The sequence below is a fragment of the Brevibacillus fluminis genome (assembly GCF_003710825.1).
GTDB classification, from domain to species: domain Bacteria; phylum Bacillota; class Bacilli; order Brevibacillales; family Brevibacillaceae; genus Brevibacillus_D; species Brevibacillus_D fluminis.
The window spans coordinates 323,017-349,023 of the sequence record NZ_RHHQ01000012.1; the positions used below are offsets into that span (position 1 = coordinate 323,017).

24 protein-coding genes are annotated in these 26,007 nt (G+C 52.4%); 18 read left to right on the forward strand and 6 right to left on the reverse strand.

Translation table 11 applies throughout. The features are described from left to right. Positions 1-174 precede the first annotated feature (174 nt). The 5 genes from EDM56_RS15690 (at position 175) to EDM56_RS15710 (ending at position 6,127) form a co-directional block, all read left to right on the forward strand. Positions 175-1,167 carry a thiamine pyrophosphate-dependent dehydrogenase E1 component subunit alpha gene (locus EDM56_RS15690; RefSeq protein ID WP_122918828.1) on the forward strand — a complete coding sequence of 331 codons (993 nt, stop codon included), beginning with the start codon at positions 175-177 and terminating at the stop codon, positions 1,165-1,167. 18 nt (positions 1,168-1,185) lie between these two features. Then, the gene (locus tag EDM56_RS15695; RefSeq protein WP_122918829.1) at positions 1,186-2,223 is read left to right on the forward strand and encodes an alpha-ketoacid dehydrogenase subunit beta; all 1,038 of its coding nucleotides are present in this window, start codon (positions 1,186-1,188) and stop codon (positions 2,221-2,223) included. A gap of 96 nt (positions 2,224-2,319) precedes the next feature. Beyond that, complete coding sequence (locus EDM56_RS15700; RefSeq protein ID WP_122918830.1) at positions 2,320-3,654, forward strand: dihydrolipoamide acetyltransferase family protein; 1,335 nt, start codon at positions 2,320-2,322, stop codon at positions 3,652-3,654. A gap of 16 nt (positions 3,655-3,670) precedes the next feature. Next, positions 3,671-5,050, forward strand: coding sequence for a dihydrolipoyl dehydrogenase (lpdA, locus tag EDM56_RS15705; RefSeq protein WP_122918831.1), 1,380 nt, complete (start codon positions 3,671-3,673; stop codon positions 5,048-5,050). A 21-nt stretch (positions 5,051-5,071) separates the two neighbouring features. Continuing rightward, complete coding sequence (locus tag EDM56_RS15710; RefSeq protein WP_122918832.1) at positions 5,072-6,127, forward strand: 2,3-butanediol dehydrogenase; 1,056 nt, start codon at positions 5,072-5,074, stop codon at positions 6,125-6,127. 73 nt (positions 6,128-6,200) lie between these two features. On the opposite strand, the gene EDM56_RS15715 is transcribed toward EDM56_RS15710, so the two are convergent. The 3 genes from EDM56_RS15715 to EDM56_RS15725 are packed head-to-tail and all read right to left on the reverse strand — an operon-like array spanning position 6,201 to position 7,836. Beyond that, on the reverse strand, positions 6,201-6,689 hold the full coding sequence (locus EDM56_RS15715; RefSeq protein WP_122918833.1) for a DinB family protein: 489 nt from the start codon (positions 6,687-6,689) through the stop codon (positions 6,201-6,203). 24 nt (positions 6,690-6,713) lie between these two features. Continuing rightward, a complete protein-coding gene (locus EDM56_RS15720) occupies positions 6,714-7,208 on the reverse strand; it encodes a GNAT family N-acetyltransferase (RefSeq protein WP_122918834.1) in 495 nt (164 codons plus the stop codon). Positions 7,209-7,257: 49 nt separating this feature from the next. Next, positions 7,258-7,836 (reverse strand): TetR/AcrR family transcriptional regulator, encoded by a 579-nt coding sequence (locus tag EDM56_RS15725; RefSeq protein ID WP_183192458.1) that lies wholly within the window; start codon positions 7,834-7,836, stop codon positions 7,258-7,260. A gap of 308 nt (positions 7,837-8,144) precedes the next feature. Between EDM56_RS15725 and EDM56_RS15730 the strand changes: the two genes are divergently transcribed. The 7 genes from EDM56_RS15730 to EDM56_RS15760 all read left to right on the forward strand — a co-directional run bounded on the left by EDM56_RS15730 (position 8,145) and on the right by EDM56_RS15760 (position 16,023). Continuing rightward, positions 8,145-9,590, forward strand: coding sequence for an aldehyde dehydrogenase family protein (locus EDM56_RS15730; protein WP_122918836.1), 1,446 nt, complete (start codon positions 8,145-8,147; stop codon positions 9,588-9,590). Between the two features lie 53 nt (positions 9,591-9,643). Further along, on the forward strand, positions 9,644-10,540 hold the full coding sequence (locus EDM56_RS15735; RefSeq protein ID WP_122918837.1) for an alpha/beta fold hydrolase: 897 nt from the start codon (positions 9,644-9,646) through the stop codon (positions 10,538-10,540). Then, positions 10,537-12,177, forward strand: a complete 1,641-nt coding sequence (locus EDM56_RS15740; RefSeq protein ID WP_122918838.1) for an ABC transporter substrate-binding protein — start codon at positions 10,537-10,539, stop codon at positions 12,175-12,177. The genes EDM56_RS15735 and EDM56_RS15740 overlap by 4 nt, the downstream gene beginning before the upstream one ends. Then, positions 12,177-13,115, forward strand: coding sequence for a nickel ABC transporter permease (nikB, locus tag EDM56_RS15745; protein ID WP_122918839.1), 939 nt, complete (start codon positions 12,177-12,179; stop codon positions 13,113-13,115). Before EDM56_RS15740 ends, nikB begins: the two co-directional genes overlap by 1 nt. Before the next feature lie 73 nt (positions 13,116-13,188). Further along, positions 13,189-14,013: an ABC transporter permease gene (locus tag EDM56_RS15750; protein WP_246009426.1), complete on the forward strand. Its 825-nt coding sequence runs from the start codon at positions 13,189-13,191 to the stop codon at positions 14,011-14,013. 55 nt (positions 14,014-14,068) lie between these two features. Then, a complete protein-coding gene (locus EDM56_RS15755) occupies positions 14,069-15,061 on the forward strand; it encodes an ABC transporter ATP-binding protein (RefSeq protein ID WP_122918841.1) in 993 nt (330 codons plus the stop codon). Continuing rightward, positions 15,058-16,023 carry an ABC transporter ATP-binding protein gene (locus EDM56_RS15760; RefSeq protein WP_122918842.1) on the forward strand — a complete coding sequence of 322 codons (966 nt, stop codon included), beginning with the start codon at positions 15,058-15,060 and terminating at the stop codon, positions 16,021-16,023. Before EDM56_RS15755 ends, EDM56_RS15760 begins: the two co-directional genes overlap by 4 nt. A gap of 383 nt (positions 16,024-16,406) precedes the next feature. Here EDM56_RS15760 and EDM56_RS15765 read toward each other — a convergent pair whose 3' ends face one another. After that, entirely contained in the window at positions 16,407-18,239 is a 1,833-nt protein-coding gene (locus EDM56_RS15765) for an ABC transporter substrate-binding protein (RefSeq protein WP_183192459.1), read from the reverse strand. A 127-nt stretch (positions 18,240-18,366) separates the two neighbouring features. On the opposite strand from EDM56_RS15765, the gene EDM56_RS15770 reads away from it, so the two are divergent. Together EDM56_RS15770 and EDM56_RS15775 are read left to right on the forward strand one after the other, a co-directional pair. Then, positions 18,367-19,584 (forward strand): MFS transporter, encoded by a 1,218-nt coding sequence (locus EDM56_RS15770; RefSeq protein ID WP_122919196.1) that lies wholly within the window; start codon positions 18,367-18,369, stop codon positions 19,582-19,584. A gap of 84 nt (positions 19,585-19,668) precedes the next feature. Then, entirely contained in the window at positions 19,669-20,466 is a 798-nt protein-coding gene (locus EDM56_RS15775) for an SDR family NAD(P)-dependent oxidoreductase (protein WP_221175983.1), read from the forward strand. A 10-nt stretch (positions 20,467-20,476) separates the two neighbouring features. On the opposite strand, the gene EDM56_RS15780 is transcribed toward EDM56_RS15775, so the two are convergent. Further along, positions 20,477-21,340: a M15 family metallopeptidase gene (locus EDM56_RS15780; protein WP_122918844.1), complete on the reverse strand. Its 864-nt coding sequence runs from the start codon at positions 21,338-21,340 to the stop codon at positions 20,477-20,479. 199 nt (positions 21,341-21,539) lie between these two features. On the opposite strand from EDM56_RS15780, the gene EDM56_RS15785 reads away from it, so the two are divergent. From EDM56_RS15785 to hemQ, 3 genes are all read left to right on the forward strand, one after another. Beyond that, positions 21,540-22,484 carry an aromatic acid exporter family protein gene (locus EDM56_RS15785; RefSeq protein WP_183192460.1) on the forward strand — a complete coding sequence of 315 codons (945 nt, stop codon included), beginning with the start codon at positions 21,540-21,542 and terminating at the stop codon, positions 22,482-22,484. 15 nt (positions 22,485-22,499) lie between these two features. After that, positions 22,500-23,372, forward strand: coding sequence for a YitT family protein (locus EDM56_RS15790; RefSeq protein ID WP_122918846.1), 873 nt, complete (start codon positions 22,500-22,502; stop codon positions 23,370-23,372). 107 nt (positions 23,373-23,479) lie between these two features. Beyond that, the gene (gene hemQ / locus EDM56_RS15795; protein ID WP_122918847.1) at positions 23,480-24,232 is read left to right on the forward strand and encodes a hydrogen peroxide-dependent heme synthase; all 753 of its coding nucleotides are present in this window, start codon (positions 23,480-23,482) and stop codon (positions 24,230-24,232) included. A 53-nt stretch (positions 24,233-24,285) separates the two neighbouring features. On the opposite strand, the gene EDM56_RS15800 is transcribed toward hemQ, so the two are convergent. Beyond that, complete coding sequence (locus EDM56_RS15800) at positions 24,286-24,723, reverse strand: Lrp/AsnC family transcriptional regulator (RefSeq protein ID WP_122918848.1); 438 nt, start codon at positions 24,721-24,723, stop codon at positions 24,286-24,288. Positions 24,724-24,878: 155 nt separating this feature from the next. On the opposite strand from EDM56_RS15800, the gene EDM56_RS15805 reads away from it, so the two are divergent. After that, positions 24,879-25,928: an NADH:flavin oxidoreductase/NADH oxidase gene (locus EDM56_RS15805; RefSeq protein WP_122918849.1), complete on the forward strand. Its 1,050-nt coding sequence runs from the start codon at positions 24,879-24,881 to the stop codon at positions 25,926-25,928. Positions 25,929-26,007 lie beyond the last annotated feature (79 nt).

Below are 26,007 nucleotides of genomic sequence, written 5' to 3' on the forward strand. Positions count from 1 at the left end.
ATCTCACTTCGTCCCTTTTTTGTGTAGACACGGAACAGCTCCCTATGGGAAAACCGCGTCCTATCGCGGTTTTTTGGGGGAGTGCACGGCTGGCATGCAGGTTGCACATAGGAAAAGGCAAGAGCGGCTTACAGTCGTTTGCACACTCGAAACCGATGATGGGGGGCGTCAAAGATGGAAGTAGCGAAGGCGCAGGAGCAAGTGTTGTCGCGCGAGCAGGCGAAGTGGATGTACCAAAAAATGCTGGAGATCCGCCAGTTTGAGGACGCAGTGCATGTGTTGTTCAGTCAGGGCAAGCTGCCGGGTTTCGTTCACTTGTACGCGGGAGAGGAAGCGATTGCCGTCGGGCTGGGCGCTCATCTGAACCAGCGGGACAGCATCACGAGCACGCATCGCGGGCACGGCCACTGCATTGCGAAAGAGTGCGATCTGAACGGGATGATGGCGGAGATTTACGGCAAGGCGACTGGTCTGTGCAAAGGTAAAGGCGGCTCCATGCATATCGCCGACCTGGACAAAGGGATGCTGGGGGCTAACGGGATCGTCGGCGGTGGATTTCCGCTCGCATGCGGTTCTGCACTGACCGCCAAGCTGAAAAAAACGGACGCGGTCAGCGTTTGCTTTTTCGGGGATGGCGCGAACAACCAGGGGACCTTCCATGAAGGCTTGAATTTGGCGGCGATCTGGAAGCTTCCGGTCATCTTCGTCGCAGAAAACAACGGTTATGGAGAAGCAACGCCATTTACGTATGCCTCCAGCTGCACGCATATCGCCGATCGTGCAAACGGTTACAACATGCCGGGGGTGCGCATCGATGGCAAAAACGTGCTGGAAGTGTACGAAGCGGCACGGGTTGCCGTCGAGCGTGCGCGTCGCGGCGAGGGGCCGACTTTGATCGAATGCATCACGTACCGCAACTACGGCCATTTCGAAGGCGATGCGCAAAAATACAAGAAAGACAAGGATAAAGAAGAGCATTTGAACGATTTCGATGCCATCGCATTTTTCCGCAGCCATCTACTCGCCTCGCAAACGCTGTCGCAAGCGGAGATCGAAGGGCTGGAGCAACATGTGACGACAGCGATCGAGGAAGCGATCCGCTTTTCGGAGGAAAGTCCGTATCCGGAAGCGAGCGAGCTGTTGACCGATGTGTATGTGTCCTACTAATGAAAGGGGGAATCGACAATGACGAGAAAAATCAGTTTTTCAACCGCGGTCAATGAAGCCATGAAGCTGGCGATGCGCAAGGACGAGAACGTGATCCTGCTCGGTGAGGATGTGGCGGGCGGCGCACAAGTCGACCATTTGCAGGACGACGAAGCGTGGGGCGGCGTGCTGGGTGTGACCAAAGGGCTTGTGCAGGAGTTCGGCCGCGACCGGGTGCTGGACACGCCAATTACGGAAGCGGGCTACATCGGTGCTGCGATGGCCGCGGCCGCGACGGGGATGCGCCCGATTGCCGAATTAATGTTCAACGATTTCATTGGAAGCTGCCTCGACATGGTGATGAATCAAGGCGCCAAGTTCCGCTACATGTTCGGCGGCAAAGCGCAGGTTCCCGTGACCATCCGCACGATGCACGGCGCCGGCTTCCGTGCGGCGGCGCAACACTCGCAAAGCCTGTACGCCATGTTCACGCACATTCCCGGGATCAAAGTGGTCGTGCCGTCGACACCGTATGATGCCAAAGGGCTTTTGCTCGCGTCCATCGAGGACAACGATCCGGTCATTTTCTTTGAAGACAAAACGCTGTACAACGTGACAGGAGAAGTGCCGGAGGGCTATTACACGATCCCGCTCGGCAAAGCGGAGATCAAGCGCGTTGGCAGCGACGTGACAATCGTGGCGATCGGCAAGCAGGTCCAGACCGCGTTGAAAGCAGCCGAGCTACTCGCCCAAAAAGGCGTCGAGGTGGAAGTCGTCGATCCGCGCACGCTCTCGCCGCTCGATGAGGACACGATCCTTGCCTCCGTCGCCAAAACGAACCGGCTGATCGTCATCGATGAAGCCAATCCGCGCTGCAGCATCGCGACGGACATTGCGGCGATTGTGGCGGATAAAGGCTTTGACACGCTGGACGCGCCAATCAAGCGGATCACCGCGCCACACACGCCTGTTCCGTTTTCACCTGTGCTGGAGGACTTGTATTTGCCGACGCCGCAAAAAGTGATTGAAACGGTGTCGGAGTTAATTGGAGACGCTTCCATTTCGGTCGTGTCCTAACGAAAGGAAAAGCGCCCGTGCGAGAAAAGTAATTAGCCCGGGCGCTCCCATTCATTCGCTCGAACGATCAGGAAGGCTGGAGAGGAGAGAATCGGCATGGCGAATCAGGTGATTATGCCCAAGCTGGGGATGGCGATGGTCGAAGGTACCGTCATCGCCTGGAAGAAAAAAGCGGGGGATACGGTTAAAAAAGGCGAAGGCATCGTCGATATCAGCTCGGAAAAAATTGAAATGGAGGTCGAATCGCCGGGCGATGGCGTACTGCTGCGCATCCTTGTGCCAGAAGGAAGCGTCGTCCCGTATGGCACGGTGCTGGGGAGCGTTGGCGGGCCTGGCGAATTGGCGGAGGAAGCGCTCGCGGTCGAGTCATCCCCAGCGGCCGTGGCAGCACAGGGGGAATCGGCGGCAGCGATTTTGGCGGCAGAGCCAGCGGTAGACGCGCCGAGAGAGCCTGCATTTGCCCAAGCGGGGCGCGATGGCATCAAGATCTCCCCGGTGGCACGTAAGATGGCAGATGAAGCGGGGCTCGACGTATCGCAGATCACTGGAACAGGGCCGCAGGGACGCATCACCAAAGAGGATGTGGAGCTTATGCTACGTGAACGTGGCGGGCTGCCAGCGGGGAAAGCCGCTGAGGCAGCGACGGGCCAAGCGGATACGGTTGCCGTGCGAGCAGTGTCGGCAGCAAGTACTGGCGGTCCAGCTTCCACGCCAGATGCATCTTTGCAAGCCGATGCCCAAAGCATCGAGCGCATCCCCGTCACAGGCATGCGCAAAGTGATTGCGGAGCGGATGCAGGCCAGCTTGCAGCAAAGCGCACAGCTGACGATGACCATGCACGCAGATGTGACTGCGCTGCTTAAACTGCGGGAAAGCCTTTCACAAGAGTCGCAGCGACGCTACCAGGTAAAGCTTTCCGTCACCGATCTGATCGCGAGGGCCACCGTGCTGGCGCTGATGGAGCACAAGCAAATGAACAGCGCCTTTTTAGGTAGCCATATTGAGCAGTATGGAGCCGTGCATCTTGGGATGGCGGTCGCGCTGGAAAAAGGACTGGTCGTTCCGGTCATCCGCCACGCTGAGCAAAAAACGCTCGTACAGCTGGCGCAAGCGATCAAGGCGGCGAGCGAGCGGGCCCGTCTCAACCAGTTAGCCCCGGAAGAAATGAAAGGTTCGACGTTCACGATCAGCAACCTCGGCAATTTTGGCGTGGAGAGCTTCACGCCGGTGCTAAATCCGCCGGAAGCCGGGATACTGGGTGTGGGAGCGGCCAAAGCGGTGCCAGCTTTCGTCGGTGAAGAGCTGGTTCGGCAACAGCTGCTGCCGCTCAGCCTGACGTTCGACCATCGCGTATTGGATGGCGCGCCAGCGGCTGCGTTTTTGGCTTGCATCAAGCGGCATCTCGAGGAAGCATACAGCTTGCTGTTGTAGGTAGGAGGGGAAAGCCATGCATGACATTGCAATTATCGGAGGAGGACCAGCTGGCTATGTGGCGGCGATTACGGCGGCACGGGCGGGCAAACAGGTTGTACTGATCGAAGAAAAAGAGCTGGGTGGCACCTGCCTCAATGTGGGCTGCATGCCTACCAAAGCATTGCTGGAGAGCGCCGATACGTACGAACAAGTTTTGCACGCGGAACGATTTGGCATCGAGGGACCGCTTGGCGAGGCGCGTGTCAACTGGGCACATGTCCAGCGTTATAAAGAAGGAGTGATCCAAAAGCTAGTCGCAGGCGTGAGGTATTTGATGAAGCAAAATCAAATTACGGTGATCCACGGCAGCGCCTTTTTCTTGACGGACCACCAGCTGCTGGTGACTGCGGAAGGCAGCGAACAGCTGGTCGAAGCGGAGCGGATCATTATCACGTCGGGTTCCGAGCCCATTCCGCTGCCGTTTGCCCCTTTTGATGGAGAATGGGTGCTGCACAGCAGCCACGCCATGTCGCTTGCGGTCGTGCCGCCGGTTTTGGTGGTCGTGGGCGGCGGTGTAATCGGCTGCGAGTTCGCGTCCGTCTACAGCCGCATGGGCAGCAAGGTAATCATCATCGAAATGGCGGAGCAGCTTTTGCCTGGCGAGGATGGCGACATTGCCGGCGTGCTGGAGCGGCAATTGAAGCGGAACGGTGTAGAGGTACATGTGAACAGCAGTGTCGAAGGAGTGGATTGCTCTGCTAAAACTGTTCGATTCCGCACGCCAGATGGGCTCCAATCGATAGCGGCAGATGCCGTTTTGGTCGCGATCGGACGCCGTCCGCGCGTCGGCGGGTTGAATCTGGAGTCGATCGGCATCCGTTTTTCCACCAAGGGCATCCAGGTCGACGAACGGATGCAGACCAGCTTGCCGCATATTTTCGCAGCGGGCGATGTGACCGGCGGCATCCAATTGGCGCATATGGCTTTCCACGAGGGGGAGGTGGCGGCTGCCAACGCATGCGACGGCGATCGCCGAGTGCAGGATCGCGTCGTACCGCGTTGCATATATACTGCTCCGGAAGTGGCGTCGGTAGGCTTGACGGAGCGGCAGGCGAGAGCGAAATACGGGGATATCAGGACCGGCGAATTCGCTTTTTCTGCCAATGGCAAAGCGCTGATTTTGCAAGAAACGGCGGGGAAAGTGAAAGTGCTGGTCGAGCCTAGCTTCCACGAAATCGTCGGCATTTCCATCGTTGGGCCGCGGGCGACCGAGCTGATCGGTCAGGCTGCGCTCCTGTTGCACACAGAGATGACAGCGGATGCGCTGGAAGACTTCATCGCTCCGCACCCAACCTTGTCGGAAGCGCTGTTTGAGGCAGTAAGAGGCGCGGTTGGCCATGCGATTCACGGGTAAAGAGGAGAGGAGGAGGAAGGGTTGAAAGCAGCCAGATGGCATGGCGTACGGGATATTCGAATCGAGGAGGTCGAGGAGCCGGTCATCCTGCCGGGCATGGTCAAAATTCGGCCGGTATGGTGCGGCATTTGTGGAACCGATTTGCATGAGTATTTGGCGGGGCCGATTTTTTTACCAGCAGAACCGCATGCGCTGACAAACGAGAGTGTGCCCGTGGTGCTCGGGCATGAGTTCGCGGGCGAGGTGGTTGAGATCGGGGCAGGGGTCAGCCGTTTTCAGGTGGGCGACCGCGTCACGGTCGAGCCGATTTTGGCATGTGGCACGTGCGCTGCCTGCCGCAAAGGCCATTACAACGTTTGCGATCATATCGGCTTCCATGGCTTGAGCGGCGGCGGTGGCGGATTTTCGGAAATCACCATGGTGAAGGAATCGCTAGTGCATCCGCTGCCGGATGGGATTTCCTACGAGCAGGCCGCGATGGTCGAACCGGCTGCGGTCGCGCTGCATGCGGTGCGGCAAAGCGGCTTGCAGGCGGGCGATTCGTGCGTCGTATTCGGCACGGGACCGATCGGCCTTCTGGTCATACAAGCAGCGCGGCTTGCAGGGGCAAGCAACATCATCGGCATCGAAATATCCGAGGTGCGCCAACAGATGGCCTTGGCCGCAGGGGCCCACCACGTGATCAATCCGCTAACTGCCGATGCGGTCGGCGCTGTGCTGGAGCTGACCGGTGGCGGGGCAGACATCAGCTTTGAAGTCTCCGGCGTCGAAAAAGGGCTGCAAGGCGCGATCGAGGCCACCAGGACAGACGGTCAGGTGGTCATCGTGAGCATTTGGGAAAAGTCAGCACAGGTCCCACCCAATTCCTTGGTCTTGAAAGAACGCAGCATCAAAGGCGTGCTCGCCTATCGCAACATTTTCCCGGCGGTCATCTCCCTGATCGCGGAAGGGCGTTTTCCGGTAGAGCAATTCATCACCAAAAAAATCACGTTGGCCAATATTGTGCAGGAAGGCTTCGAGGAATTGGTCAATGACAAGCGGCATGTGAAAATTTTGGTGACACCAAAAGGAGTGTAGGGATGATTAAAAAGAAGACCGCGGGTTCCTCGTTATAAGGCGAGGAGTTGGCGGTCTTCTTCGTTGGTATGTCTTAGTCATCTGTACCGAGCACGTCCGTGTTAGGCGGCGTGTAGCCCATATAGCGGGCCATCGACAGGATCTGCCCTTTGTGATGATACTCATGCGTGACGGTATGCATGAGCAGCTTCCCGGGAGTCATGGTCAGCGTCTGTGCCACGCGCCACGGGATATCCCGTGTAAGCGGAACCTCCATCTGTCCGGCGAACTCAGCCATAACGTCTTTCACATACCCATCCGCCTGCGCGAAGCGCTCCCGAATTTCTTCAGGGCCGATCTGTGCCAAGGCTTCTTTTGCGGTAATCGGTTTTTTCGTCCGAAGTAAGAGGTAGGAGCCAAGCCAAGCGTGGTAACAGTCAGCCACATGCATCAGCATATCGCGGATACAGAGATCGCCGAACCCGTCGATCTGGCGGGTAAAGTCTTCCGGTTTGATCTCGCTGCAAAAATCAAGCAGCGTCCTTCGCGTTTGTTTGACCCATTCGTATTCACGCGGATGCATGGTCATCATCTCCTTGTCTTGTGTTCAGGAAACGGCAATCTTATAAAACTTCTTGTCCACCTGCATGATAGGGAAGTTTTCCGGCAGCTGTGCGACGTCGATCTCCGTGAAGCCGTTCTTTTCATAAAAACGATGGGCACTAACAAACTGCAGCGTCGTCCCCAGAAAGATGTCATGGACGTGCTTTTGACGAGCCCACTCGATCGCTTGCGCCAGGAGAAGGCTTGCGGTTTTGTAGACTTTGCCGCGGTAAGGCTCAGCGACGAACATTTTGCGTAAAGATGCCTGCTGATTCCCGATATCGAGCAAAGCGACGGTGCCGACCACCTTGTCGCCATCCAGCGCGACCCAGAAGTTGCCCGTTCCCTGCTGGTAGTAGTGCTCAATATCCAAAAGATCGGGCTGCTGTTCCTTGGTGATTGGCACGTTGTATTCGTTCTGCTGGATATGGAGAATCAGGTCGATGATTTGCGACTGGTGCTCGCTTGTATATTCTTTGATCACAATGTTTTCGGACATGGCCTTTCACTCACCCTCCAGTATGGTACGTTTCGTCTCGATAAACAAATCACACTCGTATGCCTTTCCAAAATATCTTCCAAATATTCTGGGCTCTATTTGAAAAATTTTCGTCATAGAGATAATAGGCATTCGTAAATAACCCATCCAACACGCAAAGATACGAATTGACTAAATCTTTGATGTTCCCCGGCTGAATAATGCCTTCTTTTATCCCTTCTTCAAAAATGGAGCACAACGTTTTTACCAGAGCCTCATCGGTGGTAGCAATCCTTGTCATGAGTTCTTCCAGCAGAAATGCTGGTGGGAAAAGGACAGACCTCCGTAAAAAAAGTTTCTTATCCTCGTTTTTCGTATAGTAGTGACTTACATCGCAGAGAATCTTGAACAATTTTTCTTCAATGGGATCATTTTTAATTTCTTCAATCAACTTTTCGACGTGAATGTTATAGTCCCATAGCGCGTCATCAAAAACAGCCAAAAAGATGCTTTCTTTGTTTTTGAAGTGGGCGTAAATGGTGGATTTATTAATTCCTACGCCATTTGAGATATCGGATAAAGACGTACCATCGTACCCATTTTGGCTAAACAACTTCAGCGAAACTTCTTTTATTTTTTGAATCGACATAGTGCCTCCTAATAGGTTCATTTTCATGAATTAATTATCTTGCAATTCAATAAATTGCGATTTATAATCATCTCAACTTAACCAACCGATCGTTCGGTTTGCTAGGTATATAAATAGTTTAGAACGTTTTCAATTTTTTGTACAGATAAGAATTTAAAACAATTCTTATCCAGTATTAGTGGTCGGCTGGACGATACGTCCTATAGCATCGCCGACACTCGCACATCCTGTGCTTCGCAACTACGGCTCCGCAAAAGGCCTGGCGGAGCCAAGTTTTCTAATCTATTGCTATTTAAGGGGGAACAGAAATGGAAGCTTATAAATTGTATATCGATGGAAAGTGGGTAGAACCGCTGGCTGGCGCTTATTTCGATACGTTCAGTCCAGCGACAGGAGAACTGATTGCCAAAGTTGCGGAGGGGACGAGGGACGATGCACAAGTCGCAATCGAAGCTGCTCGTCGGGGATTTGAAAGGATTTCCTCCATGTCCGTTTGGGAACGGTCCCGACTTCTTGCATCGATCGCTTCTGTTATCGAAAAACGAAAAGAGGAACTGGCACATACGTTAACACTCGATCAAGGCAAGCCTTATCTAACTGAAGCATTGAGCGAGGTAGAAGGTACGATCACGGCGTTTCTTGAGGCAGCCGAACAAATGAAATGTTTGGAAACTTCAGTAATCTCTGTTGAGGACAGTTCAAAGAGGGTCTTTACGATCCGACAGCCGAAAGGTGTGTACGCCATAATCACACCATGGAACTTTCCGTATACGGTTCCGGCAGAATATATCGCATACGGTTTGGCCGCAGGAAACGCGATTGTATGGGCACCTGCGCCTTCCACCTCTGTATGCGCGGTGAAACTGGCAGAGTGCTTAGACGAGGCGGGAGTTCCCAAGGGGGTTGTCAACTTGGTTACCGGACAAGGTGCGGTCGTGGGTGATGAGATCGTTGCCCATCCGGGAACGGATGCGATCGGTTTTACAGGGAGCACTGCAACAGGCAACCAGATAGCTGTTCGGGGGGCAGGTAAACCATTGCTGCTCGAATTAGGGGGGAATGGACCGACGATTGTGCTCGAAGATGCGGATTTGGATCGAGCTGCCCAATCGATTGCCATGGGGTGTTTCCTCAATGCTGGTCAGGTTTGCACTGCCACGGAACTCATTTTGGTGCATGAGAACGTACATGATGAACTGGTAAAACGATTGCTGAAGTATGCAAAGGAGGTCGTGCTTGGTGATCCGTTTGATAGTCGTACTACGATGGGGCCTTTAAATAATGAATTGGTCGTGCAAAAAAATGAACAACATGCCCAAGATTGCTTACAAAAAGGGGCACAAATCTTGATAGGCGGAAGGCGTGCACCCAATATGGCGAGCAATCTGTTTTTTGAACCAACCGTGATCGTGGGGGTAACCGAAGAGTGCTTGTACAGTCTGGAGGAAACATTCGGTCCCGTAGCACCGGTTATGTCATTCTCCACGAATGAAGAGGCCCTCGAACTGGCTGCCAAAAATAAATGGGGGCTCGTATCCTCTGTATTTACGGCGAATCTGAAGGATGCGTTTTACTTTGCGGAACAATTGAAGGCAGGCGTTGTCACCATTAATAGCGGGAGTTGTGAAGCCGGGGGATCAAATATACCGTTCGGAGGGGTGGCAGGCAAGCAAAGCGGTATAGGAAAGATTGGAGGAAAATACGCCCTATATGAAATGACAGACTTGAAAGCCATTAGCATCGATGTTCGGTAACGATCTGTGCCTTGTTTCGCCTCATAACCAGGAAGAAAAGGAAGGTGTAGAAGATGTACGCAAAGATCAACAATACCAAAATATATTTTGATGTGGAAGGAGTGGGGAGTGTTCCTGATGGACCCATTATGAGGCAAAAGCCCGTTTGCTTTGTGCTCCATGGCGGACCGGGATCGAATCATACCGGATATAAACCACATTTGACACCGCTGTCTGAACATATGCAGCTCGTGTACATCGACAATCGTGGTAGCGGGTTCTCGGACGAAGGGCCACAATCCACCTACTCACTTGAAAATAATGTGGAGGATGTGGAAGCGCTGCGTGAATACTTGGGGCTGGAAAAAATAGTGATCTTGGGCACATCGTATGGGGGAATTGTCGCGCAAAGTTATGGCGTGAAATATCCCGACCGTTTGCAAGGGCTACTTTTAATGGTAACGACGCCCAGCTATCGGACGATTGAGAAAGCGAAAAAAATACTGGCCGAAAAAGGAACGGAAGAACAAAAAATCGTAGGCGAGAAGATTTTCAGCGGCACGTTTACGTCCGAAGAAGAGTTTGTCAAAGGAATCCAAGTAATGGACCCATTGTATATCTACACCTATACCGCTCCTTCTGAAGAGGATAAGCGGACGATGGAAGATGCGTTGAAACGATCAAAGCATTCATATCAAGCGTTAAACGAGGGTTTTCGAACATTTATGAAAACGTATGACGTCATCGACCAATTGCCGCGAATAAAAGTTCCCACACTCATTATCGCGGGACGCCACGATTGGATTACGCCGGTGGAGGAATCGGTTGAAATTTCCAAAGGCATCCCTGACAACGAGTTCATCATTTTTGAGAATAGCAGCCACGATATCATAATCGACGAATACGATCTCTATATCAAGACAGTAACGAGCTTTGTGCAAAGAAGATTGCTCGGGAGGGAGAATGCATGACAAACCGCTTTTTTAAGAGAAAGTACCTCCTATTGATCGCCTGCCTGCTGATGATGGCAACTGGTTGCAGCCAAACCCCTTCACCTTCGAAAGAGACTGGTGAATCAGGAAAGGCAGCAACCGCTACGGAGCCGAAAAAAGGCGGGACCATTACAATCGGATATCCCGCCGAACCTGATTCGTTGGATGTGCACAAATCTGCGATGGTCGCATCCTCCTTCATCACTTCTCTCATAGGCGGTGCTTTAGTCTATTACGATCCGAAAACGCAAGAAATAAAACCGAATCTAGCTGAATCGTATACCGTTTCAAAAGATGGAAAAACACTGACATTTACCCTTCGGGCCGGCGTACGGTTTCATGATGGCACTCCGTTGACAGCAAAGGCTTACAAGCAAACATTAGAACGAGCGCTTGCTCCCGAAACGGCTTCACCGCTAGGCGGGTATATGTTTGGCTCGATTCAATCCGTATCCGCTCCGGATGACAAAACACTGATCTTGCAGTTAAAAGAACCGTCTGCTCAGCTTGTCTCCAATTTGTGGGATCCATCGATTGGCCAACCTCTCTCCATGAGTGCTGTCGACAAGCTTGGAACGGATTACGGCAGGAACCCTGTAGGCGTTGGACCGTGGAAGTTCGAAAGCTGGAAAACAGGCGATTCCGTCACTCTCGTTCGAAATGAAGCGTATCAGTGGGGGAATCCATCTGATGCCAATCAGGGACCGCCACGCGCAGATAAGCTGGTCATCAAGTTCATCAAAGAAAACCAGACGATGATGGCAGCGTTGGAAAGCGGTGCAATCGACATTGCCGCTTATGTCCCCGCGAAAGAGATAACAAAGTATAAGGATAGCGATCAGGTTTCCGTTTTGGAGAATCAGAAATGGGGCCTTTCGTTCCTCGAAATGAATACGACTCGCGAGATTTTGCAAGATCAAGCCGTACGCCAGGCAGTGAATAAGGCGCTCAATAAGGAAGCCATTGTCAAAGCGGTTCTTCATGGAGAAGGTGTAGTCGCCAATACCCCTTTGCCTCCCAGCTTGTTCGGGTACGATCCAGCGAGCGAACAATACGGTTATCGCTATGATGCGGCTGAAGCCCAGAAGTTACTCGAGAACGCGGGATGGATAGTAAACAGCCAAGGAATCAGAGAGAAAAACGGAAAATCTCTCACGCTTACTTTATCACTTTCGGAATCCGATAGCCGCATTGGTGAATTGATCCAGATTATGTTAAAAAACATTGGGGTTGGCGTTACCATTCAAAAGATGGACCAGGCAGCACTGATTGAATCGGCAGGCACGGGGCAATTCGATATGGCGATTGTTTCATACGTAGACAATGACCCCAATGCGATGAGCCTGTTTTTCGATTCCAGCCAGATCGGTAGTACGAACCATTCTCGTGTTAACAATGAACAGCTCGACTCACTTTTGAAAAAAGGACGTACGACTTTGGATAAGGAGGAGAGATCGAAGATATATGCAGACATTCAAAAGCTACTGGTTGAACAAGCGTATTGGGCCCCGCTTTATTCGGAAAAAGAATTTTATCTGGTGAGCAAACGTGTACAAGGAGTGAAGCTTCAACCGATGTATGGCCTCTCATTCCAAGATAGTTGGGTGAACAAGTAATGAGACAATATTTATGGAATCGACTGGCCTCAGGCCTGCTAGTTCTCATTGGGCTCTCCGTTTTCACGTTTGGGCTGATTCAGTTGATTCCTGGGGACCCTGTTCGCATGATGCTGGGAGACAAGGCGACAAAAGAACAGGTCGAACAACTAAGAGAGTCTCTAGGGCTGAATAAGCCGCTTGTCGAGCAGTATGTCAGCTACGTGACAGGAATCGCAAAAGGAGATTTCGGCACCTCAATCAAAACAGGACAACCGGTACTAGAGGAAATTATGGCCCGTTTTCCAGCGACGCTGAAAATGGCATTGTTCGCGATGGCTTTTGCAATTGTACTTGGAATCGCATTGGGGATACTCGCAGCCAAGCACAAAGATACATTTATTGACCGAACGGTGTTGACGCTCGCGACACTGGGGGTATCCTTACCCAGTTTTTGGGTGGGGTTACTGCTCATGATGCTATTTGCCGTTAAATTGAAATGGTTTCCGATCGCAGGTGGCACCGGATTGCATGATCTCGTGCTTCCTGCAGCAACCTTGGGTGTTTACGCATCCACAATCATTTGCCGTCTGACGAGATCCGGAATGCTCGAGGTTCTTTCCCAAGACTACATTCGGACTGCGCGGGCCAAGGGAATCGGTGAAAGACTCATCTTGTTTCGGCATGCGTTCCGAAATGTGTTGATTCCCGTTGTGACGGTCATCGGGCTGCAGATTGCGTCACTATTGGGCGGGGCGGTACTTATTGAGCAAGTATTCAGTTGGCCAGGTATCGGGACACTGGCGATCGATGCGATTTATTCACGCGATTTCCCCATGATTCAAGGAACTACGCTGTTTATGGGAATCATTTACGTGACGGTCAATATTGTGATGGACCTCCTGTACGGGTTGATCGACCCGCGGATTGATATCAGCCAGCAAAAGGCGGGTGCATAAAATGAACGTTGGTAACAAAGTAGTCCCGACTCCATCCGTAAATCATCGGTCACGTGATTTACCTCGATTTGAAATGTTGGATAAAGTGCTGAAAAACAAGAAGGCAAAATTCAGTCTTTTTTTTCTATTCGTAATCGTGCTTCTTGGGATCATCGGGCCTTGGATCGCTCCCCACGATCCGATCGAAGCCAATTATGAAGCGTTCTTACAGGAACCTTCTGCAGAGCATTGGCTTGGAACAGATTCGATCGGTCGCGATCTGCTTTCACGGATGTTGTACGGTGCGAGGGTCACGTTGACGATTGCGTTGATGTCGGTCGGAATTACGTTTGTTATAGGAACGCTGATTGGCGTCACAAGCGCGTATCTCGGTGGATTTGTCGATAACCTGCTCATGCGCATCATGGATATTTTGCTGGCACTTCCGGGAATTGTATTGGCCTTGGCGATTGTTGCGGTATTGGGGCCGAGTTTGAACAATGCAATGATTGCGATTGGAATCTCGTCCATTCCCTCATTTGCTCTGTTGATTCGGGGGGCAGCACTCACGATCAAGTCGTCCGGGTATGTGGAAGCGAGCAAGTCGATTGGCAGTTCAGATTGGTGGATTATCATGTTTCAAGTGATACCCAACGTAGCCAACGTGTTGATTGTCTATACCACGCTGTTTGTGGGTGCAGCGATTTTAGATTCGTCCGCTCTTGGCTTTATCGGGTTGGGTGCTCAACCACCTACACCTGAGTGGGGTACGATGCTAAATGAAGGAAAAGATTTCGTATCGGAAGCCTGGTGGTTGGCGACTTTCCCCGGTATTGCGATCACGCTTGTGGTGTTTATCGTCAACATCTTAGGCGATGCGCTAAACGATATTTTTAATCCGCGAGCATCCAACAAATAAAGCGAGCCGGGCATATTCAGACAGATCGGAAGAGAGACAGGGGGATGTATCAGGTATGGATAACGTGTTGGAAGTAAGGGAACTGTCCATACAGTTTTGCAAAAACTCTGCAAATATAACTGTGGTAGAAGATTTTAACCTGCAACTGAAAAAAGGTGAGTCCCTTGGTATTGTTGGCGAATCAGGTTGCGGCAAAAGTGTCACTTCGCTGGCTATTATGAAGCTATTGGGGAGTGCTGGGAAGATAGCGAACGGAAGCATCCTGTTGAATGGCATTGATTTACGCTCTCTAAACAATAAAGAGATGCAGCAGGTGAGGGGCAAAGAGGTCGCGATGATTTTTCAGGATCCGATGACATCGTTAAACCCCGTACTCACGATTGGAAAACAGATCAGCGAGGTTCTCGAAAAGCATGAAAAGCGAAGCAAGGCAGAGACCAAGCAAAAAGTAATGGAGTTGTTAACGCAAGTAGGAATTGCCCGGGCAGAGGAGATCTACAGCGAATATCCGCATCGGTTATCCGGCGGAATGAGACAGCGAGTGATGATTGCGATGGCGATTGCGTGTAACCCGCAATTGCTGATCGCAGATGAACCGACGACTGCTTTGGATGTGACGATTCAAGCGCAAATTCTTGATTTGATTAAAAAAATTCAAAAAGAAGCAGCCATGTCCCTCATTATGATTACCCACGACTTAGGGGTAGTCGCCGAGGTTTGCGATAAAGTGATGGTCATGTATGCTGGGCAGGTGGTTGAGGTGACCGATGTGCGAACGCTGCTGCGCCATCCAAAGCATCCGTATACCGTCGGATTACTCCAATCGATCCCGAAAAAGGGAAAGAGTCAACGTCGGCTGTACAGTGTCAGCGGAAGTGTCCCCTCGCCAGAGGATTATCCGAAAGGGTGCCGGTTTTCCACCCGCTGCGACAAAGTGATGCCGGTTTGCCTCGAAGAGAACCCAGCGTTATGCCAGGTCGATCAACAAACTGCTTGTCGTTGCTGGTTATATCAAGAGAAAACCAAAAGATCGGTGGTAAGCATATGAGGGCTCCTATTTTGCAGGTCAAAGGCCTCGAAAAACGGTTTCCCATTCAAAAAGGCTGGTTTCGGAAACCAGGTTACATATACGCCGTGAACGGGGTTGATTTAACCGTATATAAAGGAGAAACCTTGGGTATTGTCGGTGAATCTGGTTGTGGAAAATCCACGCTGGGGAGGTGCATACTTCGACTAGTAGAGCCTACAGGCGGGACAACCATTTTCGATGGAAAAGATATGGGCCAACTGAACAAGCGTGATATGCGCGCAGTCAAGCGTCACATGCAAATGGTGTTTCAGAATCCATTTGATACACTGAATCCCAAATTGACCATTCGCCACATATTATCCGAACCACTCATCGCGCATCACATCCCATTGGCGGAAAGAGAAGATTTAATCTTGAAGACGATTGAAGCGGTTGGATTGTCAATGCACCATCTCTCTCGGTATCCGCATGAATTTTCCGGAGGGCAGAGACAACGCATCGGAATTGCCCGTGCGCTTATGCTGCGGCCCAAATTGATAATCGCGGATGAGCCTGTCTCAGCCCTAGATGTTTCCATTCAATCACAAATCCTCAATTTGTTGCAGGATCTGCAAGAGCAGTTCGAACTGACCTATCTGTTTATCTCTCATGATTTAGGTGTGGTTGAACACATAGCGGACAAAGTGGCCGTCATGTATTTAGGAGAAGTAGTTGAATATGGGAAGAAGCATGAACTGTTTCAGCGCCCGATGCATCCGTACACGAAAGCGTTGTTGTCTGCCGCCCCTGTTTCCGACCCGGATGAGCGAGCAGATCGAATTATTTTGCAAGGCGATCTTCCTTCTACCTCCAATCCGCCGAATGGATGTAAGTTTCATCTTCGATGCAACTCGTGTCTGGAGATGTGCAAGACCGTGGCTCCAAAACTCCAAGAAGTAGAAGGACAGTTTGTTGCATGTCACCTTTATGGACATACGTGATGTATGGTAAAAAACCTAACCACGTACAGCGGAATAATCGGTACAAACGAGTACTGCGATCATTTTGGAGTCATAGAATGCAGCGGTACCTGGAGTGGGACTTTTGCTTGCGAAAAGCAAAGGCCCTCCGCCGTTTTGGCAGCGAAGGAAAGAATGTTTTTTGGTATGGAGATGTAAAGCACATCAATTCACTCCGGTAAAGTTTCCGAGTTGCCTCCATTTTTAAAGATGTTCCAAACAAAGGAAGCATTTATTCAGATATAAAAGATCCACTAGAATTTGCAAGAACAGTAATTTTGTCAAATACCTTTAATGAGAGGTGGTTAACTGAATCGGTTGACTTAGCAAAGGAATTTCAAAAATTAAAATTACTTGCCGATTCATTAATTTGATGGCTTATGGTCTTCCCCGAGGGCTGCTTTCGCTGTGTCAGGCTGAAACCAGATGCAGGAGAAATCGATCCAGCCTTCCGCCGTAAACCGGACATTTTTGACCGTGGACGGGTAGGAAGCTGTCAGTGTGTTGTGCAGCAAAAACAGCAGGGCGTTTTCACGCTGCAGCAGACGTTCGATTTCAAGCAAGAGCTGCTCCCGGCGTATATCGCATGGCTCGGCTAAAAGCTGGCCGATCTGCTGATCGATGATGTCGTCTACAGCGGGGGCCAAGTGCGGGCGAATGAAGCAGGCGGCCGATTGGAGCAGCTCGATTTGCGTGACTTGCTCGACATAGATGACAGCACCGAACATCAAAAAGTCGCTCGCCGCCCAAATGGCCGAATCTCGTAAATCGCCCCAGCTGTGCAGCTCCACTGTAATCGTGATGCCATATGCCTGGCACTGCCACGCGATCCAGCGGGCATCTGCCGCATGCCTTCCGTATGTGGACAGGCGCAGCTCTTCTCCTCGATAGCCGCTGCGCGCGATGAGCTGGAGAATGTCGTCGTTGCTGACCTTCGTTGACTCCTGTGGCATCGCCTCGCCGCCGCGGTAATGAAACCCATGTGCAGGGCTATCCCGAAAGCCGCCCAGGTCAGCGATCATCCGCTCCGGTGAGAGAATGAGTCGCAGCGCTTCGCGAAAATGCCGGTCGTTTTGCGGTCCGGCTTTTTTCCGGTTGAAGGTCAGGATGCTGCTGCTGGCATGGAAAAAGTGCTTGGTGTCCCAGTCGGCGAAGGTCGGCTGCGCCATTTCACCTGTATCGACCATCAGCTGGCGGGGGGCGGCAGACTCCCACTCCGCAAGCTGCTCAGGCAGAAGCTGCAAAATTTCCACGTTGTCGGTTTGGGCGCGTCCGGCAAAATAGTCGTCAAAAGCTTCGAGCACCGTGAGAAACGGCTGCCATTTCGTCACGCGAAACGCGCCAGTACCGGTAAGCAGTCCTGTATCCGACTCCGCCGCTTGTCCAATGATCGATGCGGACGGATGGGCGAGAAAACGGGGCAAGATCCAGTTCGGCGAGGCTAGCTTGAACAAGACCGTATAGCGATCAAGCGCGACGGCTGTCCCGAGCTGCCTGCCAAGCCACTCTCCCGGCTGCGAGCAAGGTGTGTGCCCAAGCCGCTGAACCGTACGCACGACATCGTCCGCTGTGCATTCGAGGCCGTTGTGGAACCGGATGCCTTTGCGCAAGTAAAAGACCCAGCGCGTCGCATCGTGATTTGCTTCCCAGCTGTGGGCCAAGCGTGGGATACAGACGTTTTTCTCCCGATCCAATGCGACCAGCGTATCGAAAATCTGCCGCACCAGATGAATGTCGAATGCGTAAAACGCCTCGGCTGGATCGAGCGTCAAAATTTGCCGTCCGGTCGGAAAGCGCAGCGTCTCGATACGGCTTGTGTCCTCGGTTCGAACCGCATAGCCGAACGTGCCGGAAAGCTTTTGCCAAAATTGCTGCTTGGCCGAGGTTCCGGTGCCGTACTTGTCCAACAGCTCGATCGCTTCGTGAAGTTGTCCGTGCGCAAGACGCGCTTGCGCCACTTCCAAAAGTACGGCTTGCAGCGGGAGGAGGAAGGTGAGTGTTGAGGGATTGCCGCGACCGACGCCAGGAACAAAGCGCAGCCAATCGGCTTGCTCCATTTTTTTGAGCAACAGCTTGGCATTGCGAGGCGTACAAAACAAGATCGCGGCGAGCTGCGAAAGGGTAACGCGGACAGGCTCGCCGTCTGCGATCTGTGCGAATGCGTGGCGGAGCGCCAAATAATCGAGTGTGATGGTCATGGGAAAACTCCATTCGGGAATGCGGATTAAAAAAGGCGAAAGGAGCGCGCGGATGTTTGCCCTTTTTCTCTTACCCGCAGTCGCTACAATTAAGATTGCGAAACGATGAGAGAGGAAGGAAACGAGCATGGCGATACTAGTACCTGCTGCGAAAGCGGCGACGGGCAAGGAACGGTCGTTTGCCATCCTGCTGGCATCCGCTTTCTTGCTCAATATCGGCAATAAAATTTATGAACTGGTGCTGCCGTTAATGATGTACGACATCACCCATTCTTCGGTGGCGATGGCTTCGATGCGGACGGCTGAGCTTTTGCCCAATCTGCTGTTCGGCATGCTGATCGGCGTCGTAGTCGACCGCGTGAACAAAAAGCGATGGGTGCTCTTAATGATTGCGGTGCAGGCTTGTTTGCTGTTGTCGCTCGTCGGTCTGGCGCAAGCGGGCATCCCGTTTTTACCGGTGTACTACCTGATCGGCTTTTTGCTGATGACGTTCAATTACGGCTACTTCAATGCGCAGATTAGCCTGACGAAGCTGTGTGTACCCTCTGACCGGCTGACAGCGGCCAATGCAAAATTGACGTTTGCTGAGACGTTTGTCGGCATTATGGGCCCTGCTGTCTCCAGCCTAGTTTTGCTCTTGGCACACATTCACGATGGGCTCTTGATTACGGCAGGTCTATATGTGATCAGTCTGTTTTTGATGCGCACACTGAAGGTTCAGGAGCCGGTGCCGCTCGCACCGCATGGGTCGTTCATTGCGGATTTGCGGGAAGGGTGGACGATGTTTCGCGCCAACCGGATGCTGGTGATGATGACCGTGTTCGTGGTTTTGTTGAATTGTACCATGACGGTTGTAAACACGACCATGATTTTCTATGCCAAGGATGAACTGCATCTGTCCTCGTCCGCACTTGCTCTCACACTCTCGTCGGCGGGCGCTGGCGGCCTTCTCGGCAGCATTTGCGCCAAACGTCTGCGCGACAGCATGGGGCTTGGGAAGCTGTTTGGGGCAAGCTTCATCGGGAATGGGCTCAGTTTTTTGGGCTTGTACGCTTCAAATGGACCGCTCCTGATGATCCCCGCGCTCATTCTGGGTGGATTCGCCACTGCTGTCTATACGGTGAGCGTCTATACGTTCCGGCTGGAGCAGACGCCCGCTCCGCTTATGGGGCGGATCGGCGGCATCACAGGTACGCTCTTCCGGTTGGGCATGCCAGTCACGGTGTATGCAGCAGGTTGGGTCATGATGTGGTGGGGCAGCAGCGTCATTTTCTTGACCGCGGCGATCCTCAACGCCCTCTTTTTTCTCGGTTACTGGAAAACAGCGTTGTGGCGCATACGATGAGCATGACTGGATGAAATCCCTTTCGAACAGGGATTTTTTCTTTTTTGTCGAAAACGTGCGTCAGAAGGAAGGGAGTAGAGAAGAATGCAGGGACTCATGCGTTTTGATGAAAAGGTATGCCTGGTCTCGGGGGCTGGTAGCGACAGCGGCATCGGCTTTGCAGCGGCGAAAATCATCGGCAGACTGGGAGGCAGAATCGCACTGGTGGCGACGACAGAGAGAATCAACGCACGTGCGCGCGAGCTTGCGGAAGAAGGAATTGAGGCACGCGGGTACGTCGCCGATCTGATGGTCCGGGTGCAGACGCGCGGCATGGTGGAGCAGGTGGCGGAAGATTTCGGACGCATCGACATTTTGGTCAACAATGCGGGCATGACGCAGGTGGGCGAACCGGAAAAATTCATCGCGTTCGCCGAGCTGCCGGATGAAGAATGGGATTTGGGGATTTCCCGCAATTTGACGACTTGCTTCAATGTCACGCGCGCGGTGTTGCCGCATATGATTGCGAATCAGTACGGGAGGATCGTCAACGTCTCGTCGACGACGGGAACGCTTGGCGCCAACCCGGGCGAAGCGGCTTACGGAGCGGCAAAGGCCGCGATGGTGGGAATGAGCATGGGGATCGCTATCGAGGTGGCGAAGCAGAACATTACGATCAACAGCGTTGCACCCGGTTGGATCGCAACCGGGTCTCAGACGCCGCTCGAAGCACAAGCCGGCCGCCAAACCCCGATGGGACGCAGCGGCCGGCCGGAGGAAGTGGGACACATGATCGCGTTCCTCGCTTCCGAGCAAGCTTCGTACATCACTGGACAGCTGTTTGTGGTGGATGGCGGCAACGCGCTTGTGGAAAACAAAGCGCCGCACAGCCAGCATCCATAAAAGCTGCCGTTTAGTTTGCCGATGCGGTGGCCGGAACGGCATTCAAGTATTCTTCCAGCGTGATGTTTTTCCCGCTGATTTCACCGGCGATCTGGTTGCCGACATAACGGAGGTGCCACGGTTCGTACTGGTAGCCGGTGATCGAATCTTTGCCTTCCGGATAACGGATGATGAAGCCGTATTCGGCGGCATGCTTGGCGAGCCAGGCAGCTTCTTTCGTATCGCCGAAGCAGTCTTGTGCCGCGCAAGCGCCGGTACTGCCAGAAACGTCGATGGCAAGGCCCGTTTCATGCTCGCTGGTGCCAGGTAACGCGCTGTATTTGCGGGCGGCTTCCTCGCCGTCCTTTTTCACATAGTTTTCAAAAAGCACGCGCTGGGTGGCTTCAGAGCGGTAGGCCGATACGCCTGCCAACTGGATGCCATCCTTTTTCGCGCCCGCAAACATTTTTTCCAACGCTTCTGCGGCTTCCTTACGCATCATTCGTTTCTCCGACTTTCCTTTGAAAATGAATGGCACGTTAGGGTCGACCAGATCGGCTGGCTTGAAGTGGTCAGGGAGCTTGTACTGCTTGTTTACCAAAATGCTCAGACTATCAGGATCGCCGTCCACTTCTTTTGGCTCATTGGCGGATGGCTGGGGAGTCGCTGGCGTCGGTTCTATCGTTGTTGAAGGTTGTTCGGCGTCAGGGGCTGCTGGTGTCTGTGAAGACGGTGTTTCCTGCGATGACGAAGGTGGCACGGTTGGCGTCTGATTCGCTTCTGTCGCGGGTTTTGGAGTTGGCTGGGCGCTGTTGTTCAGGATATCGCATCCGGAAAGCAGCGTGACGGACAAGCCGAAAAAAACGGCTGCCAGTGTTGTTTTGGAATGTTGCATGAGCGTGAACCTCCTTGAGCAGGTGACAAAACATGTATGAACGTAATGACGGTTTGGCAACCGAAAACGTTACTTCCTCATTATGATAAAAACTAAACAAAAACGAAACAGTCATTTTTTCGTAACTTGATTTGGTTTGGCAGTTCATGTCAAGATGGGAGGCAGGTTACTAATTCCAAGTGATAAGGAAGGAAATAACGTGTTCATTGGTACGCGAACGATAAAAACAGCAATTGGAACCGGTGTTTCCATCGCGATTGCCCATGCCATCGGGCTGGATTATTTCGCCACGGCAGGTACGATCGCCATCCTGTGCATCCAGGTTACGCGCAAGCGAACGGTGAAAACTTCGCTATTTCGGTTTGCCGCGAGCCTGTTGGTCATCTTGTTTGCTTTTCTTTTTTTCAGTCTGCTGGGGTACCATCCGTGGACCGTCACGATCTTGCTGCTGGTCTTCCTCCCCGTTTTGGTGAAATTGAAAATACAGGAGGGCTTCGTCACCAGCGCGGTCATTCTGATGCATATTTTCACGCTGCAGGAAATGACGATCCCGATCCTGATCAACGAAATGTCGCTGGTGGGAATCGGCGTCGGCGTCGCGCTTTTGATGAATCTGTGGATGCCGAGCTACAACAAGACGATAGCCGGTCTGCAATGCACCATCGAGCAAAACTTCCGCACGATCATCAAGGAGTTCTCCATCTATTTGCGCCAGGGCGAAAGCGAATGGGACGGCAAAGAGTTGCTGGAAACGGCGAAATTACTCGATCAGGCGATCAAGCTGGCCGTCTTGGAAAACGAAAATCGGCTGATTCGCGAAGAAAACACCGCATTCGATTATTTCGTTATGCGCGAGAAGCAGTTCGTTTTGCTTGAGCGGATGATGCCGATCGTTTCCTCATTGACGCTGCAAGTGCCGCAGGGTACGCAAATCGCCGAATTCCTTGAAGAATTAGGCTCGCGCGTCCATCCCGGTAATACTGCCTACCTCTTTTTGGAAAAGCTACAGGTAATGGTGGAGGCGATCAAGCAGGCCCCGTTGCCGCTGTCACGGGAAGAATTTGAAATCAGAGCGTCCCTGTTTACGTTGTTGCGCGAGATCGAAGAGTATCTCTACATCAAACATAATTTGGGAAAAGCTTAACGTAGAGGTGTGAACGTGAGCAAGAAAGCGAAATTGCGAAAAGGGGCTCTGCAAAGTCCGAGCCACATCATTTATGACTATCTTCATTTGATTATCGGGTCGCTGATTTTGGCGGCGAGCTTCAACATGTTTCTCAATCCGAACCAGATCGCATCGGGTGGTGTGTCCGGGCTGTCCACGATCATCCATAATCTATTCGGTTTTCCCCCGGCCATCATTCAGTGGGCGCTCAATATTCCGCTGTTTCTTCTGGGGCTGTGGCTTTTGGATCGGCATTACAGCATCAAAACGGCGGTCGGATCGGTCATTTTGCCGCTGTGCGTGATGCTGACAAGCTCGCTGCCGGTGCTCACGACCAATACGCTGTTGGCGAGCATTTACGGCGGGATGGGCGTTGGGCTAGGCATCGGTATCGTGTTCCGCGGACGCGGCTCGACGGGCGGTCTGTCCATCGCCTCGCAAATTTTGCACAAGTATACGGGATTAAGTCTCGGGCTGTCGGTTGCCGTGTTTGACGGGCTGGTGATTTTGCTCGCTGGCGTGATCTTTTCCCCGGAAAAAGCGCTGTACGCCCTGATCGGTCTGTTCGTCACCAGCAAGACGATCGATGTGGTGCAGGTCGGCTTCAATACATCCAAGGTAGCCTACATCATCTCCAATGAGATCGACAGCTTGCGAGAGGCGATCCTGTTCGATCTGGACCGCGGATTCACGCAGATCAACGGCTCCGGTGGCTTTACCGGCGACAAGCGGATGGTGTTGATGGTCGTGGTAAGCCAAAGCGAGGTAAGCAAGCTGAAGGCATTGGTAAAGGCAGTTGATCCGCAGGCGTTCATCATACTGACACAGGCAAACGAGGTGCTGGGCGAGGGCTTCAAAAATGTTTGATTCCGATTTCGCTTGTCACGCAATTGCTACTTCCGATTTGATTTGGCCGTGTCTTCCTATGGTATACTGGACGATGAACAATACATAGCAAGGAGTTGGATTGCAAGATGAGCCAAAATGAAGCATTGCTCACGCTGGAGGGCTGGTTTACCGTCCATGATTTCCGCAAGATCAACTGGGAAAAATGGAATGCAGCGTCCGCCGAGGAGCGTCAAGCAGCATTGGACGATCTTTTCACCCTGATGAAAGGGTGGGAGGGGAACGAGGCTGCGAATGAAGGCAGCAGCGCAGTTTACTCCATTCTGGGGCACAAAGCGGATTTGGTTTTCATGTACCTCCGTCCGACATTGCAAGAACTCGATGAAATCAAGACAGCGTTCAACAAAAGCCGTTTCGCGGCATTCACGACAACCGATTATTCCTATGTGTCCGTGGTTGAATTGAGCAACTATGTCAATAACCCGGGAGAAGACCCGAAAGCGAACCCGCATGTGCGTGATCGACTCTACCCAGTCCTGCCGAAATGGGAGCATATTTGCTTCTATCCGATGAACAAAAAACGCGACCTGCAAGACAACTGGTACATGCTGACGATGGACGAGCGCCGTCAAATGATGGCTTCCCACGGCATGATCGGCCGCAAATACGCGGGCAAAATCAAGCAGATCATCGGTGGTTCCGTCGGTTTCGACGATTGGGAGTGGGGCGTTACGCTGTTTGCACACGATCCGCTTGAATTCAAACACATCATTTATGAAATGCGCTTCGACGAGGTCAGCGCCCGCTTCGGCGAATTCGGCAACTTCCTGGTCGGAAACCATTTGGATCAAGAAAAACTGCAAAACCTGTTTACCGTCTAAAAAGCAGCGGCCGACGCATAAGGATAGCGTCGGCTGCTTTTTTGTACGATTTTTTATTCCTCAATGTCGGGGACGAGCGCCTTCTGCTCAAACCGTGTCGACAGGACGATCAATGTCGTCGAGTTACCGTATGCGCCAAGTCGGTTCGTGAACTCCTCCATTGCTTCCATTGATTTCGTCCGCACCTTGAGCAGGAAATTGTGCTGTCCGCTGATGCGATACAAATCGATGACGTCAGGTTCATTCTTGCAAAACTCGTTGATTTCGCTGCAAGAGTACGATTGCAGGAGGATAAATGCTGCGATTCCTTTTCCCAATTTTTCGGGAGCGAGCACCGCTCGGTACGTACTGATGACGCCCTTATCTTCCAGCTTGCGCACGCGTTCCGTTACGGCCGGCGGCGTCATGCCAATGATGCGCCCCATTTCCGACATGGTGATTCGTGAATTCGTCTGCAAAAGCTCCAGGATGCGCGAGTCGACAGCGTCCATCGTCCATCCCCCTTTTATTTGAAAGTAAATCCGTAAAACTAACTATAAATGAAAAGAAATCGATTGGGAATAACTTGAAAGCTGCATGTAAGTCATCGTCTCCTTTTTCTATAATGCTAAGTACAAACAGAGCGAGAAGAAGGAGAATGAGAAACATGACCCGTTTAACCTTATCTGCCTCTTTTCAGTTAAAAGGACTATCCGTAAAAAACCGCATCGTGATGCCACCGATGTGCCAGCTTTCCGTCGTGGCCGAGGATGGAACGCCAAACGACTGGCATTTTGTCCATTATGTTTCAAGGGCGATCGGTGGGGCTGGATTGATCATCGTGGAGATGACCAATGTCGAGCCGGATGGCCGCGTCGTGAATCAGGATCTTGGGCTGTGGTCTGACGAGCAAATCCCTGCCTATGCGCGTATCGTTTCGGAAGTGAAAAAATACGGGACAGCCATCGGCATTCAGATTGCCCACGCGGGTCGCAAGGCGGAAGACGCCGATACGCCGGTCGCTCCGTCTGCAATCCCGTATAGCGAAGCCTATAAAACGCCGCGAGCGCTTTCGACAGAGGAAGTAAAGAAGCAGGTCATCCAGTTTCGCGAAGCGGCGAGACGGGCGGTGGTCGCTGGCTTCGATACGATCGAGCTGCACGGCGCCCACGGTTACTTGCTGCACCAATTCCACTCGCCGTCCAGCAATCATCGGGACGATGAGTATGGTAAAGATTTGGCCCGATTCGGAGTGGAAGTGATCGAGGCCGTGAAAAGCGTCATACCGGCACAGATGCCCCTCATCATGCGGCTGTCTGCCGTGGAGTACCGGGATGGCGGGTACGGGCTCGACCATATCATCAAGATCGCGGAGCGGTACCGCGCGGTCGGTGTCGATCTGTTCCATATTTCAAGCGGCGGCGACGGCCCGATCGGCGCGAACAAACCAGGCAATCATGCGGGTTATCAAGTCCCGCTCGCCCGGGCCATCAAGCAGGCGCTGGATGTGCCGGTCATTGCGGTCGGCAATCTGGATGAACCGGAGGTAGCGGAGGCTACGCTTGCGAACGGCGACGCCGATTTGGTCGCCATCGGCAGGGGCATGCTGAACGATCCATACTGGTCGCTACGCGCGATTGAGAAGATTGAAGGAAAAATCGTTCCGCCGTATCAATACAAACCGGGATTCGCCCGTGTTCGTCAGGCGAATTCGTGAGAAACATGGTGAATGGAAAAGCACTGGCGAGAGTGATGGACGCCAGTGCTTTTCGCCGTTATCGGGATGGATTGGATGG